14 protein-coding genes are annotated in these 13978 nt (G+C 61.1%); 10 read left to right on the top strand and 4 right to left on the bottom strand.

Annotation, left to right across the window (positions count from 1 at the left end):
- Positions 1 to 144: 144 nt before the first annotated feature.
- Positions 145 to 981 carry a CvfB family protein gene (locus J4D99_RS02985; protein ID WP_208130223.1) on the bottom strand — a complete coding sequence of 279 codons (837 nt, stop codon included), beginning with the start codon at positions 979 to 981 and terminating at the stop codon, positions 145 to 147.
- Between the two features lie 446 nt (positions 982 to 1427).
- Here J4D99_RS02985 and J4D99_RS02980 point away from each other — a divergent pair, with 446 nt between their 5' ends.
- Positions 1428 to 1673: an energy transducer TonB gene (locus J4D99_RS02980; RefSeq protein WP_208130222.1), complete on the top strand. Its 246-nt coding sequence runs from the start codon at positions 1428 to 1430 to the stop codon at positions 1671 to 1673.
- 195 nt (positions 1674 to 1868) lie between these two features.
- Here the strand turns inward: J4D99_RS02980 and J4D99_RS02975 are convergent, their stop codons facing one another.
- Positions 1869 to 3818 (bottom strand): BamA/TamA family outer membrane protein, encoded by a 1950-nt coding sequence (locus J4D99_RS02975; protein WP_208130221.1) that lies wholly within the window; start codon positions 3816 to 3818, stop codon positions 1869 to 1871.
- 214 nt (positions 3819 to 4032) lie between these two features.
- On the opposite strand from J4D99_RS02975, the gene J4D99_RS02970 reads away from it, so the two are divergent.
- The 7 genes from J4D99_RS02970 (at position 4033) to J4D99_RS02940 (ending at position 9377) form a co-directional block, all read left to right on the top strand.
- A complete protein-coding gene (locus tag J4D99_RS02970) occupies positions 4033 to 5301 on the top strand; it encodes a putative DNA modification/repair radical SAM protein (RefSeq protein ID WP_208130220.1) in 1269 nt (422 codons plus the stop codon).
- 107 nt (positions 5302 to 5408) lie between these two features.
- The gene (locus tag J4D99_RS02965) at positions 5409 to 5789 is read left to right on the top strand and encodes a hypothetical protein (protein WP_208130219.1); all 381 of its coding nucleotides are present in this window, start codon (positions 5409 to 5411) and stop codon (positions 5787 to 5789) included.
- 59 nt (positions 5790 to 5848) lie between these two features.
- The gene (locus J4D99_RS02960; RefSeq protein ID WP_208130218.1) at positions 5849 to 6070 is read left to right on the top strand and encodes a hypothetical protein; all 222 of its coding nucleotides are present in this window, start codon (positions 5849 to 5851) and stop codon (positions 6068 to 6070) included.
- Between the two features lie 45 nt (positions 6071 to 6115).
- Complete coding sequence (locus J4D99_RS02955) at positions 6116 to 6988, top strand: alpha/beta fold hydrolase (protein WP_208130217.1); 873 nt, start codon at positions 6116 to 6118, stop codon at positions 6986 to 6988.
- A 16-nt stretch (positions 6989 to 7004) separates the two neighbouring features.
- A complete protein-coding gene (locus J4D99_RS02950; RefSeq protein ID WP_309509594.1) occupies positions 7005 to 7934 on the top strand; it encodes a TIGR03915 family putative DNA repair protein in 930 nt (309 codons plus the stop codon).
- Positions 7935 to 7974: 40 nt separating this feature from the next.
- Positions 7975 to 8838, top strand: a complete 864-nt coding sequence (gene rfbD, locus J4D99_RS02945) for a dTDP-4-dehydrorhamnose reductase (RefSeq protein WP_208130216.1) — start codon at positions 7975 to 7977, stop codon at positions 8836 to 8838.
- Between the two features lie 77 nt (positions 8839 to 8915).
- Positions 8916 to 9377 (top strand): BLUF domain-containing protein, encoded by a 462-nt coding sequence (locus J4D99_RS02940; RefSeq protein ID WP_208130215.1) that lies wholly within the window; start codon positions 8916 to 8918, stop codon positions 9375 to 9377.
- Between the two features lie 16 nt (positions 9378 to 9393).
- Here J4D99_RS02940 and J4D99_RS02935 read toward each other — a convergent pair whose 3' ends face one another.
- A complete protein-coding gene (locus tag J4D99_RS02935) occupies positions 9394 to 10620 on the bottom strand; it encodes an MFS transporter (RefSeq protein WP_208130214.1) in 1227 nt (408 codons plus the stop codon).
- Between the two features lie 77 nt (positions 10621 to 10697).
- On the opposite strand from J4D99_RS02935, the gene J4D99_RS02930 reads away from it, so the two are divergent.
- A complete protein-coding gene (locus J4D99_RS02930; protein WP_208130213.1) occupies positions 10698 to 11219 on the top strand; it encodes a GreA/GreB family elongation factor in 522 nt (173 codons plus the stop codon).
- A gap of 13 nt (positions 11220 to 11232) precedes the next feature.
- On the opposite strand, the gene J4D99_RS02925 is transcribed toward J4D99_RS02930, so the two are convergent.
- Positions 11233 to 12153 carry an AraC family transcriptional regulator gene (locus tag J4D99_RS02925; RefSeq protein WP_208130212.1) on the bottom strand — a complete coding sequence of 307 codons (921 nt, stop codon included), beginning with the start codon at positions 12151 to 12153 and terminating at the stop codon, positions 11233 to 11235.
- A gap of 136 nt (positions 12154 to 12289) precedes the next feature.
- On the opposite strand from J4D99_RS02925, the gene J4D99_RS02920 reads away from it, so the two are divergent.
- Positions 12290 to 13819, top strand: coding sequence for an aldehyde dehydrogenase family protein (locus J4D99_RS02920; protein WP_208130211.1), 1530 nt, complete (start codon positions 12290 to 12292; stop codon positions 13817 to 13819).
- Positions 13820 to 13978 lie beyond the last annotated feature (159 nt).

Below are 13978 nucleotides of genomic sequence, written 5' to 3'. Positions count from 1 at the left end.
CACCAGCTTTGCGAAACGGTTGCGAAGAAAGACATGAGATTGAGTCGGTTTGCGGGGGCAAAGGAACGACGCTTTTTTGAAAAAGCAAATTTTTGGGTGGATTTCTTGCCGACCTCCACGCAAAAACGCGAAAGCAGCCAGAAGCTATTCGGGGCTAGCCAGGCGGGTTTCTTCAGGGGCGAGTACCACGAGGCCCTGCTTGTAGAGCGACCCTAGCGCTTTTTTGAAAATCTTTTTGCTCATGCCCAGGCGGCGGTATACGTCGTCGGCCAAGCTTTTATCGCCGAGAGGCAGGCGGCCGTCGGGGCGCTGCTTGAGGGCGGCCAGCACGAGATTGGCAGCCGTTTCGACCTCATCGTAGCCAGCCTGGCCGAGGCGCACATCGAGCTTGCCGTCGGGCCGAATCTGGCGCAGGTGGCCGGGCAGCAGCTCGCCCACGCGCAGCGGACGGAATACCTCATTATGATAGAGTAAGCCCAGGTGTGTGCCATTCACAACGACAGAGTACCCTAGCGGGGTTTCTTCGGCTACCAGCACTTGCACGGCCTCACCCACCGCGCCGCCAAACGGCTCGGGGCTGAGAAACTGCTGCCACTTGGCCGAGGCTACGAGCCGGTCGCTAGCCTCGTCGAGGTACACGTATACGAGCACGCGCTCGCCCACGCGCACGGCTTGGCGCTGGTTGCGATGGGGCAGCAGCAGGTCTTTTTCGAGCCCCCAGTCGAGGAAAGCGCCGGCCGCACTCACATCGCGCACGGTGAGCGCGGCAAAGCTATCAACCACCGCCAGCGGCTCTAAGGTGGTGGCAATGAGGCGGTCTTCAGAGTCGCGATACACAAATACCCGAATCACATCGCCCACGTGCGCGCCTACGGGGCGGTACTTCTCGGGTAGCAGCAGGTCGCCATCGTCGCTGGTAAGGTAGAGGCCGATGCTGACTTCGCGGGCTATTTCGAGGTCGTTAAAGTCGCCGAGGCGCATAGAATAGGGGCGGCAAGCGCACTAAGTAAGAAGACGAAGGTAGGGCCAGGGTAGAGCCCCAGGCAAAAGCAATCCGAAACAGAGAAATTATGGTATAATTTGAGGAATCGGTGCCGATAGCGGAAAAATAACATTAAGTAGTCGTGCGAGCGTCGTAAATTTGAGTAGCAGGAGTTCTACTATTCGTCATATATTCCACAGAAGTGTTTATGAGTACACGATACGCTTGGGGCTTAGTAGCAATGAGTTTAGGGCTTCCGTATACGGTGGCCGCGCAAGCCGGAGGGCGGCCTAGCCTAGCTGCTATAGCAGCCCCTAACACCACGCCGAGCGGGGGCAATGGTAGCTTAAAAGCCACTGTAGCGGCTTTTAAGCCCGATTCAATCTTTATCAATCCTGAAGTGCGGCCGCAGTTTACGGGCGGCGATGCAGCGCTAGGCGCCTATATGGCAAAGAACATGCACTACCCTGAGGGCGCGCGGCAGCAGAAGACGACGGGTAAGGTTTATATACGTTTCGTCCTAAGCGCAGCTGGTAAAATCACCGATGCATCGGTGATGCGGGGCCCCGGTAACGGTCTAAATGAGGAGGCTTTGCGCCTGGTGTGGCTCATGCCCCCCTGGAAGCCTGGCTACCAGAATGGGCAAGCCGTGCGGGTGGTGTGCACCATGCCAATTGAGTTTCAACTGTGAGTTGAACAGCGGTTTAGAAAGATGCCTGTAAAGATTATAAAATTGGGCTGCCAGCGCCCGACCGAGTAGTTGAGCGGGCTGGTGAGGCTAACGTCTTTCTTGCCGTCAACCGGACGGCTTGCAGCCGTCTGACTGATTCCGTGAGGGTCATGGGAATACTTTTAAACTGCGTCGGCCGGTTTAAACCAGCAAGCGTTATTGCACTCCGTACTGCACCACGCTAGGCTGCCCGAAACTGAAATCGGAGAACTGATACGAGTCGCGGTTGCTCTCGAAGAGGCGCGTGCCGTTGGGGTTGAGCTGGCCGCGTGGGTAGTAGCCTAGCAAAATTTGGAAGGTGCGCAGCACTGTGAGCTCGTTGCGGAAGCGCAGGCCAAGCCCGAAGCCCGTGTAGGGCGCATCGCCGCCGAAGGGCGAGCCGCCGCCAATGTGCTGATTCACAATGGCCATATCGGCGAAGGCCAGCAGCGCTACCCGGAAGCCCAGCAGCGAGAGGGGCGTGTATACGGTGCCCTCGTAGTTGGCCAGTAAGCGGCTGGTAGCCAGTATCTGGCCAGTGGGCTGGAAGCCGCGCACGCCATCGGGGTTGGAGTTGATGCCCGACAGCAGCACCTCGGCCGGGTAGCGGTTGAAGCCCGCCGTGACGCGCGTAGTGAGCAAGTGGCGACTCTGGTAGTTGCCCATACGGTAGCGCCGCGTAAAATACAGTAGCTGCCCGCCTAGAAGGCCCTGCTCCCAGCCGCCATCCTGAATGCGCTGAAACGTACCAAAGTCGAGGCTGCCGTAGAGGTAGCCCTGGCGCTCGGAGTAGCCAGCCGCCGCAATGCGGGCATCGAGGTAGCGGCGGGGCCCGACGGGGTTGTTTTCGAGGCCGGCCGTGAGGCTGAGCAGCGTGCCGGCCGGCACGTCTTCGGTGCGGCCAAAGCCAAAGAGGTACTTGTCTTTATAATAGCGGCGCACCGAGTAGCCCACCGTGCCCAGTATAAGGGTGCGGGTGCGGTCGTCGGGGCTGCCGGCCGGCGTTTCGGGGGTAGCGGTGGGATTAGTCGTGTGGTTTTCGTGGGCTACGCTGGCCGATACGATGAGGCGGCCGGGGTTTTCGTACCCCAGGTCGTAGGAGCGCAGCCGGAAGGCCCGGCCTACCCACAGGCTCTGACTGGTGAAGGAGCGAATGCGAAAATTGGGCTCCTGGCCCGGTAGCGGGGGCGCATCGCGGGGCAGCACGATGCGCAGGTTGTTGGCATCGGCGGTGAAGGCGCCGGCCCAGCGGGCGCTAGGGGAGTAAAAATCGCGCCGTACCGAGATGCCGCCCGAGTGCGACTCAAACTCATTAAAGTAGTGTCCCTCAGCATACACGAAGTTGCGAAACGGCACCCGGTAGTTGGCTTCATAGCCCCAGGTCTGGGGCAGGTCGCGGCCGTACTGATAGCGGTTGTCGAGGCGGTGGCCCAGGCCCAGAAAGTTCTGGTCACCGAGCTGTACAATGGCTTGGTTAGGGCTCCCGCGCAGCTCGTAGCCCGCCGTGATGCTGAATACGTCGGTGGTATATACCAGAATGTCAACGCTATCGCGAGTGGCGGTGTGCTCATTTACAAGCACCCTGGCGTCCAGTATTTCGTCGGTTTGGCGCAGCAGGCGCTCGCTCTCGGCCAGAGCCTGGGGCAGCAGCGGCTGGCCGGGCCGAAACAACAGCACCTGCCGGATGCGTGAGCGCGCCGTGCGGATATGCAGCGCATTGCCCGACTTTTCCAGAAACGTGCGCGGCTGGCGCAGCGAGTCGTTTAGGCTATACCCAAAGGCATCGTAGGGCGTGATGATGACGCGGCGCACAATCTTGAAGTTGTGCTGGTCGAACTGCCGGTTGAGCAGCACTGCATCGAGGCCATGGTCTTCCTGCTGGGGCTTGGTAAGCCTGAAAAAAGCCTGTAGCGCCTTGCCCATAATAGTCTTGCGCCGGGTGTAGCGCTCCAGGCTCAGGCGCACGCGGGCCTCGTCGAAGCGGCGGCCCAGCGAGTCGGTGGGCAGGCTTTCGGCCTCATCGGCGGCGTTCAGCGAATCGGGCGGCACGGCCATACGCGGGCTGAAGGCCGGCACCTGGGCCTGCACACAGGCTAGCCCGCCGAGCAGTAGCCAGCTGAGCAACACAAGAAAGCGACGAGTAGAAACAGACAGCATTGGGCGCGGCAGCACTACGCGCAAGGTACGGCGGCTAAGGGAGGTTTAGTGTATGAGTTGCCAGGTAGAGCGCCCGTAAATGAAGACCTGGTAAGAAACTTTTTCTAAAAAAATTAGCTTATCAAAAGCTTGCCAATACCAGTGGCTAGCCCTACTTTTACCCCCGCTAAACCACCCTGCTACGATGAACGAGCGCATTCAGGAAAAGCTAAGCATCTTAGCCGACGCCGCCAAGTACGATGTATCGTGCAGCAGCAGCGGCGGCAAGCGCAAAAACGAGCAGAAGGGCCTCGGCAACGCCGAGGGCATGGGCATCTGCCACAGCTTTACTGAGGATGGCCGCTGCGTGAGCTTGCTGAAAATCCTGCTCACCAATCATTGCATTTTTGACTGCGCCTACTGCGTGTCGCGCCGCTCGAACGACGTGAAGCGCGCCGCCTTCACCGTAGAGGAAGTGGTTGATTTGACCATCAACTTCTACCGTCGCAATTACATCGAAGGGCTGTTTCTGAGCAGCGGTATTTTCTCCTCGCCCGACTACACGATGGAGCGGCTGGTGCGCATCATTAAAAAGCTGCGCACCGAGCACAATTTCAACGGCTACATCCACGTCAAGACCATCCCCGGGGCTTCGCCCGAGCTCATTCAGGAAGCTGGCCTGTATGCCGACCGCCTGAGCGTGAACATCGAGCTGCCTTCTGAGCTAGCCCTCCAAAACCTGGCGCCGGAAAAAAACTACGCCGAGATTCTCACCCCGATGGGCCAGATTCGCGACGGCATCATTCAGAATAAAGAGGAAAAAGCGCTGTTTAAGAAAGTGCCGCAGTTTGCCACAGCCGGGCAGAGCACCCAGCTCATTGTGGGGGCTAGCAACGAGAACGACCTGCAGATTATCAAGCTCTCCGACAGCCTGTACCAGGGCTATGGCCTGAAGCGTGTTTATTACTCGGGCTATGTGCCCGTGACCGACGACGCCCGCCTGCCGCAGGTAACCCAGCCGCCGCTGGTGCGCGAGCATCGCCTCTACCAGACCGACTGGCTAATGCGCTTCTACGGCTTCGAAGCCGACGAAATACTTGACCCCGCGCACCCCTACCTCGACCTCGAAATTGACCCCAAGCTTGCCTGGGCGCTGCGCAACCGCCACCTCTTTCCGGTAGATGTGAACGTAGCCGACCGGGCTATGATACTGCGCATTCCCGGCGTGGGGGCCCGCTCGGCCGAGCGCATTGTGCAGGCCCGGCGCTTTACCTCGCTCACGGCTGAGCACCTCACGCAGTTTGGGGTGGTAATGAAGCGCGCCAAGCACTTTCTCACGGCTCGTGGCATGGCCCCAACCCGGCTGGGCGAGCTGAGCGAGCAGCAGGTGCGCCGCCAAATATTATTTGGGGGCAAGGCCACGCGCTCAGCCCTCGTGACGCAGCAATTGGATTTGTTTGCCCAGGCTGGCTAGAGAATTGGGCGGCGCAGGCTGGCCTTGTGTCGAATAGAGTTGGTTGAGGCAGACTAGTAGTTGGTACTTCGAGTCAACCTTTTTTGAGCCGGTTGGCTCTTCTACGCATGAAATACTACTTGCTTGCCTTTGTTGCCCTCAGCGCCACCAGCTGCCTCAATGTGGGCCCTGATTCGTGCAACACTACCTTGCTCACACCTGTCACGAGTGTGAGCGGCCCCAAGACCATTGCCGTAAATCAGACGGCTACCTACTCGCTCAGCTACCTGCCGGCCGGCGGCTGCGGCACCCTGGCCAACCTCACGGAGCAGAACTCTGGCAACACGCGCGCCATTAGCGTCAACGTTAATTACACCAATTGCTCGTGCCCTACTGCCGCCGTGCCGGGGCAGACTACCTACACGTTTCAGCCCACCCAGGCCGGCACGTACTACCTCAAGTTTGTGGGCATTAATACCTACATCGTCGATACCCTGGTAGCGCAATAGCTGCCGGTAGGTTGCCCGTCGTGTTCGCGCCGGGATTCTTAACTGGTTTATTTTCACTCATGAAAATCACCCATCGCGCAATTGCCGACGCGTCGGCCCCTCTTTCTATCGCCGCCGAGCCAGCCCTGGAGCTGAGTGCCGGTGCTAGCAGCCTCGACAAAGCTCCGCGCCTCTCGTGCTGCTGCCGCATCTCTGAGCTGCTGCCCCTGGTGCGCCAAGTGCACGATGCGGCCCGCGCCGCCCGGCTGGCCAATGAGCCTCAGCCCGGCGTGGCGGCTTAACGCTGGGCCGCAACCTTTGGACCGCCGGCCAGGGTATAGCAGGGCATGAACTACCCGCTCGAGCACCACTACGTGCCCACCAATGGCCTGCGCCTGCACGTGGTGCAAGCTGGCCCGGCCACCGGCCCCCTGGTGGTGCTGCTGCACGGCTTCCCGGAGTACTGGGCTAGCTGGCGGGCACAACTGCTAGCCCTGTCCGCCGCGGGCTACCGCGTGTGGGCTCCCGACCAGCGCGGCTACAACCTCAGCGACAAGCCTTTGGGTATTGAGGCCTACGCGCTGCCCACGCTGGCTGCCGATATTATGGGGCTGCTCGATGCGGCGGGTTGCCAGCAAGCCAGTATTGTGGGCCACGACTGGGGTGGGGTAGTAGCCTGGTACCTGGCGGCGCATTACCCGCCGCGCATTGCTGGCACTACTATTATCAACGTACCGCATCCGGCCGTGGTGCTGCCCAACCTTTGGCGGGTGCCTGGCCAGCTGGCGCGCAGCTGGTACATCGGCTTTTTCCAGTTGCCTATGCTGCCCGAGCGCCTCATACGGCGGCACAACTGGCGCTTTGGCGAGCGCGCGCTGCTAAGCACGAGCCGGCCCGGTACCTTCAGCGCCGCCGAGGTGGCGCGCTATAAGGTAGCCTGGGCGCAGCCGGGCGCCCTCACGGCCATGCTCAACTGGTACCGCGCGCTGCGGCTGCCCAGCGGCACGTGGCCACGCATTCGGGGGCCAGTGCAGATTATCTGGGGCAAGCACGATGCCTTTCTCGATGCCCGGCTAGCCCAGCTTAGCCTACAGGAGTGCACAAGCGGGCAGCTACACTATTTCCCCGACGCAACCCACTGGGTGCAGCTGGAAGAAGCCGAGGTAGTAAACGACCTGCTCGGGGCATTTCTGAGTAAGCATATGCCAGCCATCAGTTGATTAATAAGCTATTACCGTGAGCCAACTTACTCCCCTTCGCCGCCCGGCGGCCAGCACAGCCGTGGGCCCGGTGGCCGCCCGCCCACCCGCGCCCGAGCTGCACAACCCGCCCGCCGACTATACCTACGACGGCAGCTTCGAGGGCTTGCTCACGGTACTGTTTCGGGTGTACGACCGCAAGTCGGCCCCTAGCAGCATTCAGGTAGAAGGCACGGCGCAGGGCGGCCTGTTTGCCCAAGCCGTAGCCATCACTACTGAGGAAACCCTGGCCACGCGCACCTGGGAAGGCCTGCTGCGCTTCATGCCTGAGCCGGCGCGGGCGCGGCTCTACCACGTCTTTCTCAGCGAAGACCCCGAGCGCGAGCTGCTCATTTTTCGCTACGCCGATATGGCCCTGCGGGCGGGCCGCGACATCTCCGACAACTACGCCGATGCCACCGTGCGCCGCTGCCAGCGGCTGGCCCAGCAGCTGTTCCGCGAGAAGCACCGCATGGAGGCCTTCGTGCGCTTCGAAAAGGCGCAAGATGGCTTGTTTCATGCCACTATCGAGCCCGACTTTGACACGTTGCCGCTCATTGCCAGCCACTTCACTAAGCGCTACGCCGACCAGCGCTGGCTCATTTTTGACCGCAAGCGCCGTTACGGGCTGTATTACGATTTGGTGCAGACAACCATTGTAGAGTTTGAAACTGATGGGGCTAGCCCGCGCCGGGGCGAGGTGTCAGCCACGGTGCTCGACGAGCGCGAGCCGCTATTCAAGATTTTGTGGCAGGCGTACTTCGACCACGTCAATATTCCGGAGCGGAAAAACCTGAAGCTGCACCAGCGCCACATTCCGAAGCGCTACTGGAAGTACCTGAGCGAGAAGCAGCCCCGCGAGCGCCGCTTCGAGCCTATTAAGAATAAGCGCCCACCGGGGCCACCCGCGCTGCCGGGCCCGGCTTAACTTGCGGCCCAGATAACACGCCGCCTGCTAGGGCCATTTTATGACTGCACTAAATACAACGCTGGTTTTTGGGGCCTCGGGCCAACTTGGGCAGTGCCTGACGCAAGTGGCGCAAGAGCGCAACCTGAACGGGTTAATTTCTCCACCCGAAGCGCAGGCTAATATTCTGAACCCGAATGGTCTACGCAGTTTGTTCGAGCAGCACCGCCCGGCCTACATCATCAACTGCGCTGCCTACACGGCCGTTGATAAGGCCGAAGACGAGGTAGACCTGGCTCGCCGGGTAAACCGCGACGGCGTGGAAAACCTGGCTCGGCTGTGCGGCGAGTTTGGCACTACGCTCATTCAGATTTCCACCGATTTTGTATTTGCCGGCACTGGCAATCAGCCGCTGGTTGAAACCGATGCGCCCACGCCCATCAGCGTTTACGGCCTCACCAAGCTAGAGGGTGAACAAGTGATTCCGGGGCTAGCCCCTAAGTATTTCATTATACGCACTAGTTGGCTGTACTCCGAATTTGCGGGCAACTTCGTGAAAACCATGCTTAAGCTGGGTCGCGAGCGTGACGAGCTGCGCATTGTCTGGGACCAAGTAGGCACTCCCTGCTATGCCATCGACCTGGCCGGCTGCATTCTACACATTATTGAAAGCCAGAGCCAAGCCTACGGGCTTTACCACTACAGCAATGAGGGGCTAACCTCGTGGTACGACTTTGCTACGGCCATCTTCGAGCTGAGCGGCCTACCAGTGAAAACCATCCCCATCCGCACGGCCGAGTACCCTACCAAGGCTACCCGGCCGGCTTATTCGGTGCTGGATAAGACCAAGGTAAAACAGGCGCTGGGGGTCGCTATTCCGCACTGGCGCACCAGCCTGCGCACGTGCTTCGAGCGGTTGAGCTAGGGCTGGTCAGTGCCACACCGCTACCCGCAACAGCCGCGCCGCTCGCTATCTTAGGCAGCAATTTCGTTCTCTAGCCGATGCCGCTATTTCACCTCATCTACGAAAGCCGCGCTAGTCAGCCGGTTACAGAGCCTGACCTGCTAGCCCTGCTCCAAGCCTCGCGGGACTACAATACCCGGCACGACCTGACCGGCTTGCTGCTTTATTCTCCCGAGGGGCGTTTTCTGCAAGTGCTGGAAGGGCGGCAGGCCGAAGTGCTGGCATTGTACCAACGCATCAGCCAGGATGCGCGCCACACGGGCTGCGTGCTGCTGCTGAGCGGGCCGCTGGCCAAGCGGCGCTTTGCCGAGTGGCGCATGGGCTTCCGGGCCACCTGCCACTCCGACCTGTCGGCCTTGCTCGGGCACGTCGACACGTCATCGCCCGATTTTTTGTTGCCCTTGCTGCCCCAGCTGTCTACCTCACTGCTCGACCGCCTGTTTGACTATGTGCACACTACCCCCGCGCATACCGGCCTGGATGAGAGAGTAACTACCTGATTCTTTCGAGCGGCTGTCAGGCTCCCGTGGTAGGCACTGCCGCCGGGGAGCCGTAGCTGCGGTGAATGGCCAGCGCCAGGGCCATAAAAAGGCCGCCCAGCACGCACACGCCGGGCCAGCCAAAGTGCATCCAGGTCCAGCCACCGGCCAGCGAGCCGAGCGAGCCGCCCGTGAAGTAGCCGGTCATATACACCGTGTTGAGGCGGCTGCGCGCCTCGGGCCGTAGCGAAAACACGAGCGTCTGGTTGGAGATGTGGGCCGATTGCACGCCTACATCGAGCAAAATAACCCCTAACACTAGTCCAGCCAGCCAGCCGCCCGCTAGCCCCAGCAGCAGGTACGCCGCCAGCGCCAGCGCTATGCCCGCCGTAATGGCATAGCGCGGTCCGCGCCGGTCGGCCAAGCCACCGGCCAGCGGTGCGGCCAGTGCGCCCATCGCCCCAACAAGGCCAAAAAAGCCGGCTACGTCGCTGCCATAGTGGTAAGCCGGGCTTTCGAGGTAAAAGGTCAGGGTAGTCCAGAACACGCTGAAGGCGGCAAAGATGCTGGCGCCCACCAGTGCCGAGCGTCGCAGAGCCGGCAGCTCGCGCACCAGCGTGCCGAGCGAGCGCATCAGCGAGGCGTAGGTGCCTGTAAAATGCGGCTGGTCCTGAGGTAGTCGCCAGGCCAGCAGGGCGGCCAGGGCCAGCATTAGGGCTGCTGCTCCTTCAAACACCACGCGCCAGCCCAAGTGCGCGCCCACGAAGCCGCTCACGGTGCGCGAAAGCAAAATGCCGATGAGCAGGCCACTCATGATACGGCCCACGATACGGCCCCGGTCGGCCTCGGGAGCCAGGTGGGCAGCCATAGGCAGCAGCAGCTGCGGCACCGCCGAGCAGATACCTAGCAGGACGCTAGCCCCCGCCAGCATAGGAAAGCTGGGTGCGAGCGCCGCCGCGCCCAGGCAGCCCGCCGCGCCAAGTATCATCCAGAGGATAAGGCGCTTGCGCTCCAGCATATCGCCCAGTGGTACTACCAGCAGCATGCCCAGCGTGTAGCCCACCTGGGTGGCGGTGGCAATGAGGCTGGCCCGGCTGTCGGACACGTGAAAGGTGCGGCCGATAGCGGCCAGCAGCGGTTGGTTATAGTAAATATTGGCCACCACCAGTCCGCAGGTGAGGGCCATGAGCCACACTAGCGCGGTATCGAGCCGGGGCTTGGTGGCCGGGCCGGGGGCTAGTGAGGGGGGCAATACAGTAGGCATAGGGTGGTAGAACCCGGTACAGCGGCCGAAGGTTGCGCCCGCCGCAACCCGGCCGCCCGGTCTGCGTTCAGCCAGCCATGAGCCGAGGATTTGTAAAAGAAGACGATGCCCAGGCGCCGCCCATTGTGCCGCCGCGCGCCGCGCTGCCGCCTGGCTCGCCCAACTACGTCACGCCCAATGGCCTGGCCCAGCTGCGCGCCGAGCTAGCCACCCTGGAAGCCGAGCGTAGCGCCACCGAAACCAACCGCACCGGCAACGACACTGACCGCAGCCACCAGCTTTCCTTATTAAATGGCCGCTTGGCGCTGCTAGCCGAGCGCATTGCCAGCGCCAAAGTCATCGACCCCGCCGCCCAGCCGCCCGGCGAGGTGCGCTTTGGCGCTACCGTGACGCTGCGCACCCGCCAGGGCGGCAAGGTTGGTTTCGAACGCACATTTACCATTGTGGGCGTCGATGAGGCCTCGGTCAAAGAGGGTAAAGTGGCTTTTGTGGCGCCCATTGCGCGGGCCGTGCAGGGCGCCCGGCTGGGGCAGGTGCTCACCCTCACGCTAGGGCCGCAGCCCGAAGAAGTAGAGGTAACGGCCGTGACTTATTCGTGAGCGCACCACGTGCTTACTGCTTTTTATAAGCGCCGGGCGTCAGCCCCTCGTGCTTTTTAAATAGAGCTTGGAAGTACGACAGGTTATTAAAGCCGGCGCGCAGGCACACCTCGGCCACGCTTAGTAGCGGCTGGCGCAGCAGGCGCTTGGCCTCGGCCAGGCGCTCGCGCACGATGTACTCGACGGGCGTCAGGCCAAACTCGCGCTTGAACAGCCGGAAAAACGTGGCCTTGCTCATGCAAGCCAGGGCGCTAAGCTTGTCTACCGACAGGTTTTCGGCCAGGTGCTCTTTTATATACTGCACCACTGCCGCGAAGCGGTGCGTGGTGAGGTGCCGGGCGTAGTCGTGAAAAATCAGCTCGCGGGCCTGGGTTTGCATCAGGCGCACCAGCAGCTCTTGCAGGGTGAAGCCGGCCAGCACGTCTTTTGCCGTATCCGTAGTGCGCGACACGGCCACCAGGCGCTCCAGCGTGCCCGTCAGCTCGGGGGTATTGGTGAGGTGGGCGTACTCCGGGCCGGCCAGCGCCCAGGGCGTGTGCGTTTCGGCGCGCGGGTAGCGTTCGTTCAGTAAGTCAACGGTTTGGCGGATGGTATCAGGCGCAATGGCTACGGCCAGGCACTGGGTGGGCTGGCACAGGCAGGCCTCCGGAAAGTCTATTTCCATCAGCTCGTCCTCGCCCACCACTACCGTTTCGCCGGGCAGGTAGTCGAAGGCCGGGCGGTCGGGCAGGTGCATCACTTTCTTGCCCCGCAGCATGGTGGTGAGGGCTAGCCCGTCGAGGCGCAAGGGTACGCGATGCGCCGCCTGGTGCGTCTCAAAAATATTCAGCTCAAAGGCGTCGAGGGCAAAAACGGTGCGGTTTTCGACCAGCGAATGCAGCCGGCTTGGCGCCAGTGTGGGCACGGCGGCGGGCAAATGAACGCGGGTGGGCATGAGAGGCTGAGTGAGGGCTTACTTCTGCAAGTTGCGACAATGTCGGTATTTTTTGCGACAATACCACAACCTCAACAGCTACTTGAAAAACCACCTTTGTCGTGTTCTCCCACCTAGCTAAATTTTACCTTCCGCCATGGCAGAAACGCTTGAAGCACCCACCACGCTGGTGGCCCGGCCCCAGTTTAAGTCGCACTACGACAACTTCATTGGTGGCAAATGGGTGGCCCCGGTCAAGGGGCAGTATTTTGACAACCCGTCGCCCATCGACGGCAAGAACTTCACCAAAGTAGCCCGTTCTACGAAGGAAGACATCGACCTTGCGCTCGATGCGGCCCACGAAGCCTTCAAAACCTGGGGCAAAACCTCGGCCACCGAGCGCAGCAACATCCTCAACAAAATTGCCAACCGCATCGAGGAAAACCTGCCCATGCTGGCTGCCGTGGAGTGCGTGGAAAACGGCAAGGCCATCCGCGAAACGACCTACGCCGACTTGCCGCTGGTAGTAGACCATTTCCGCTACTTCGCCAGCGTTATCAGGGCCGAAGAAGGGAATGCTACCGAGTTGAACGCCAGCACGGTATCGCTAAATATCAACGAGCCGCTAGGGGTCATTGGCCAGATTATTCCCTGGAACTTCCCGCTGCTGATGGCCACCTGGAAGCTGGCCCCCGCCATGGCTGCCGGCTGCACCGTGGTGATGAAGCCCGCCGAGCAAACCCCCGCCAGCATCATGGTGCTGATGGAGCTGCTCGAAGACCTTATTCCGGCCGGCGTGGTGAACGTGGTAAACGGCTTCGGCCTCGAAGCCGGCAAGCCGCTGGCCTCGTCGCCGCGCATCAACAAAGCCAGCTTCACGGGCGAGACGACCACCGGCCGCCTCATCATGCAGTACGCGGCCGAAAACCTCATTCCGGTGACCATGGAGCTAGGGGGTAAGTCGCCCAACATCTTCTTTAAGAGCGTGCTGGATGCCGACGACGACTTCCTCGACAAGGCCATTGAAGGCGCGGTAATGTTTGCCTTGAACCAGGGCGAAATCTGCACCTGCCCCTCGCGCATGCTTGTCCACGAAGACATCTACGACGAGTTTATCGCTAGGGTCATTGCCCGCGTGAAAGCCATCAAGCTCGGCAACCCGCTCGACATGGAAACCATGATGGGTGCCCAGGCCTCGAACGACCAGTACGAGAAAATCCTGAGCTACCTCGAAATTGGCAAGGCCGAAGGCGCCGAAGTCCTGGTAGGCGGCGAGGCCTATTCGCAACCCGATGGCGCGCTAGGGGAGGGCTACTACATTCAGCCCACCATGTTCCGGGGCCACAACAAGATGCGCATTTTCCAGGAGGAGATTTTCGGGCCGGTGGTGTCCGTCACGACGTTCAAAACGGTAGAAGAAGCCATCGAAATTGCCAACGACACGCTCTACGGCCTCGGCGCCGGCGTGTGGACCCGCGATGCGCACGAACTCTACGAGGTGCCGCGCGCTATTCAGGCTGGCCGCGTGTGGGTCAACTGCTACCACGACTACCCGGCTGGCGCGCCCTTCGGCGGCTACAAAGCTTCGGGCTTTGGGCGCGAAAACCACAAGATGATGCTCGCGCACTACCGCCAGAACAAGAACATGCTCATCAGCTACAGCGTGAAGCCGCTAGGCTTCTTTTAAGCTTCGGCCTGACTAGCTGATGCGATGAAATAAGGACGTCATGCTGCGCAACGCGAAGCATCTCTACCGGGTGTGAACCAATCGCTGGGCGATACGGTAGAGACGCTTCACTTCGTGCAGCATGACGTCCTTGCGTTGATTATCAACTGCTAATTCGTT

It is taken from the genome of Hymenobacter sp. BT559, from assembly GCF_017571525.1.
GTDB classification, from domain to species: Bacteria; Bacteroidota; Bacteroidia; order Cytophagales; family Hymenobacteraceae; genus Hymenobacter; species Hymenobacter ginsengisoli.
The sequence above is the reverse complement of the archived record's forward strand: the minus strand, read 5'-3'. Positions and strand labels throughout refer to the sequence as shown.

Bases quoted from the DNA above. Each gene is read 5' to 3' on its own strand.
- J4D99_RS02985 (WP_208130223.1), bottom strand. From the start codon at position 981: ATGCGCCTCGGCGACTTTAACGACCTCGAAATAGCCCGCGAAGTCAGC.
- J4D99_RS02980 (WP_208130222.1), top strand. From the start codon at position 1,428: ATGGCAAAGAACATGCACTACCCTGAGGGCGCGCGGCAGCAGAAGACG.
- J4D99_RS02970 (WP_208130220.1), top strand. From the start codon at position 4,033: ATGAACGAGCGCATTCAGGAAAAGCTAAGCATCTTAGCCGACGCCGCC.
- J4D99_RS02965 (WP_208130219.1), top strand. From the start codon at position 5,409: ATGAAATACTACTTGCTTGCCTTTGTTGCCCTCAGCGCCACCAGCTGC.
- J4D99_RS02960 (WP_208130218.1), top strand. From the start codon at position 5,849: ATGAAAATCACCCATCGCGCAATTGCCGACGCGTCGGCCCCTCTTTCT.
- J4D99_RS02955 (WP_208130217.1), top strand. From the start codon at position 6,116: ATGAACTACCCGCTCGAGCACCACTACGTGCCCACCAATGGCCTGCGC.
- rfbD (WP_208130216.1), top strand. From the start codon at position 7,975: ATGACTGCACTAAATACAACGCTGGTTTTTGGGGCCTCGGGCCAACTT.
- J4D99_RS02940 (WP_208130215.1), top strand. From the start codon at position 8,916: ATGCCGCTATTTCACCTCATCTACGAAAGCCGCGCTAGTCAGCCGGTT.
- J4D99_RS02935 (WP_208130214.1), bottom strand. From the start codon at position 10,620: ATGCCTACTGTATTGCCCCCCTCACTAGCCCCCGGCCCGGCCACCAAG.
- J4D99_RS02930 (WP_208130213.1), top strand. From the start codon at position 10,698: ATGAGCCGAGGATTTGTAAAAGAAGACGATGCCCAGGCGCCGCCCATT.
- J4D99_RS02925 (WP_208130212.1), bottom strand. From the start codon at position 12,153: ATGCCCACCCGCGTTCATTTGCCCGCCGCCGTGCCCACACTGGCGCCA.
- J4D99_RS02920 (WP_208130211.1), top strand. From the start codon at position 12,290: ATGGCAGAAACGCTTGAAGCACCCACCACGCTGGTGGCCCGGCCCCAG.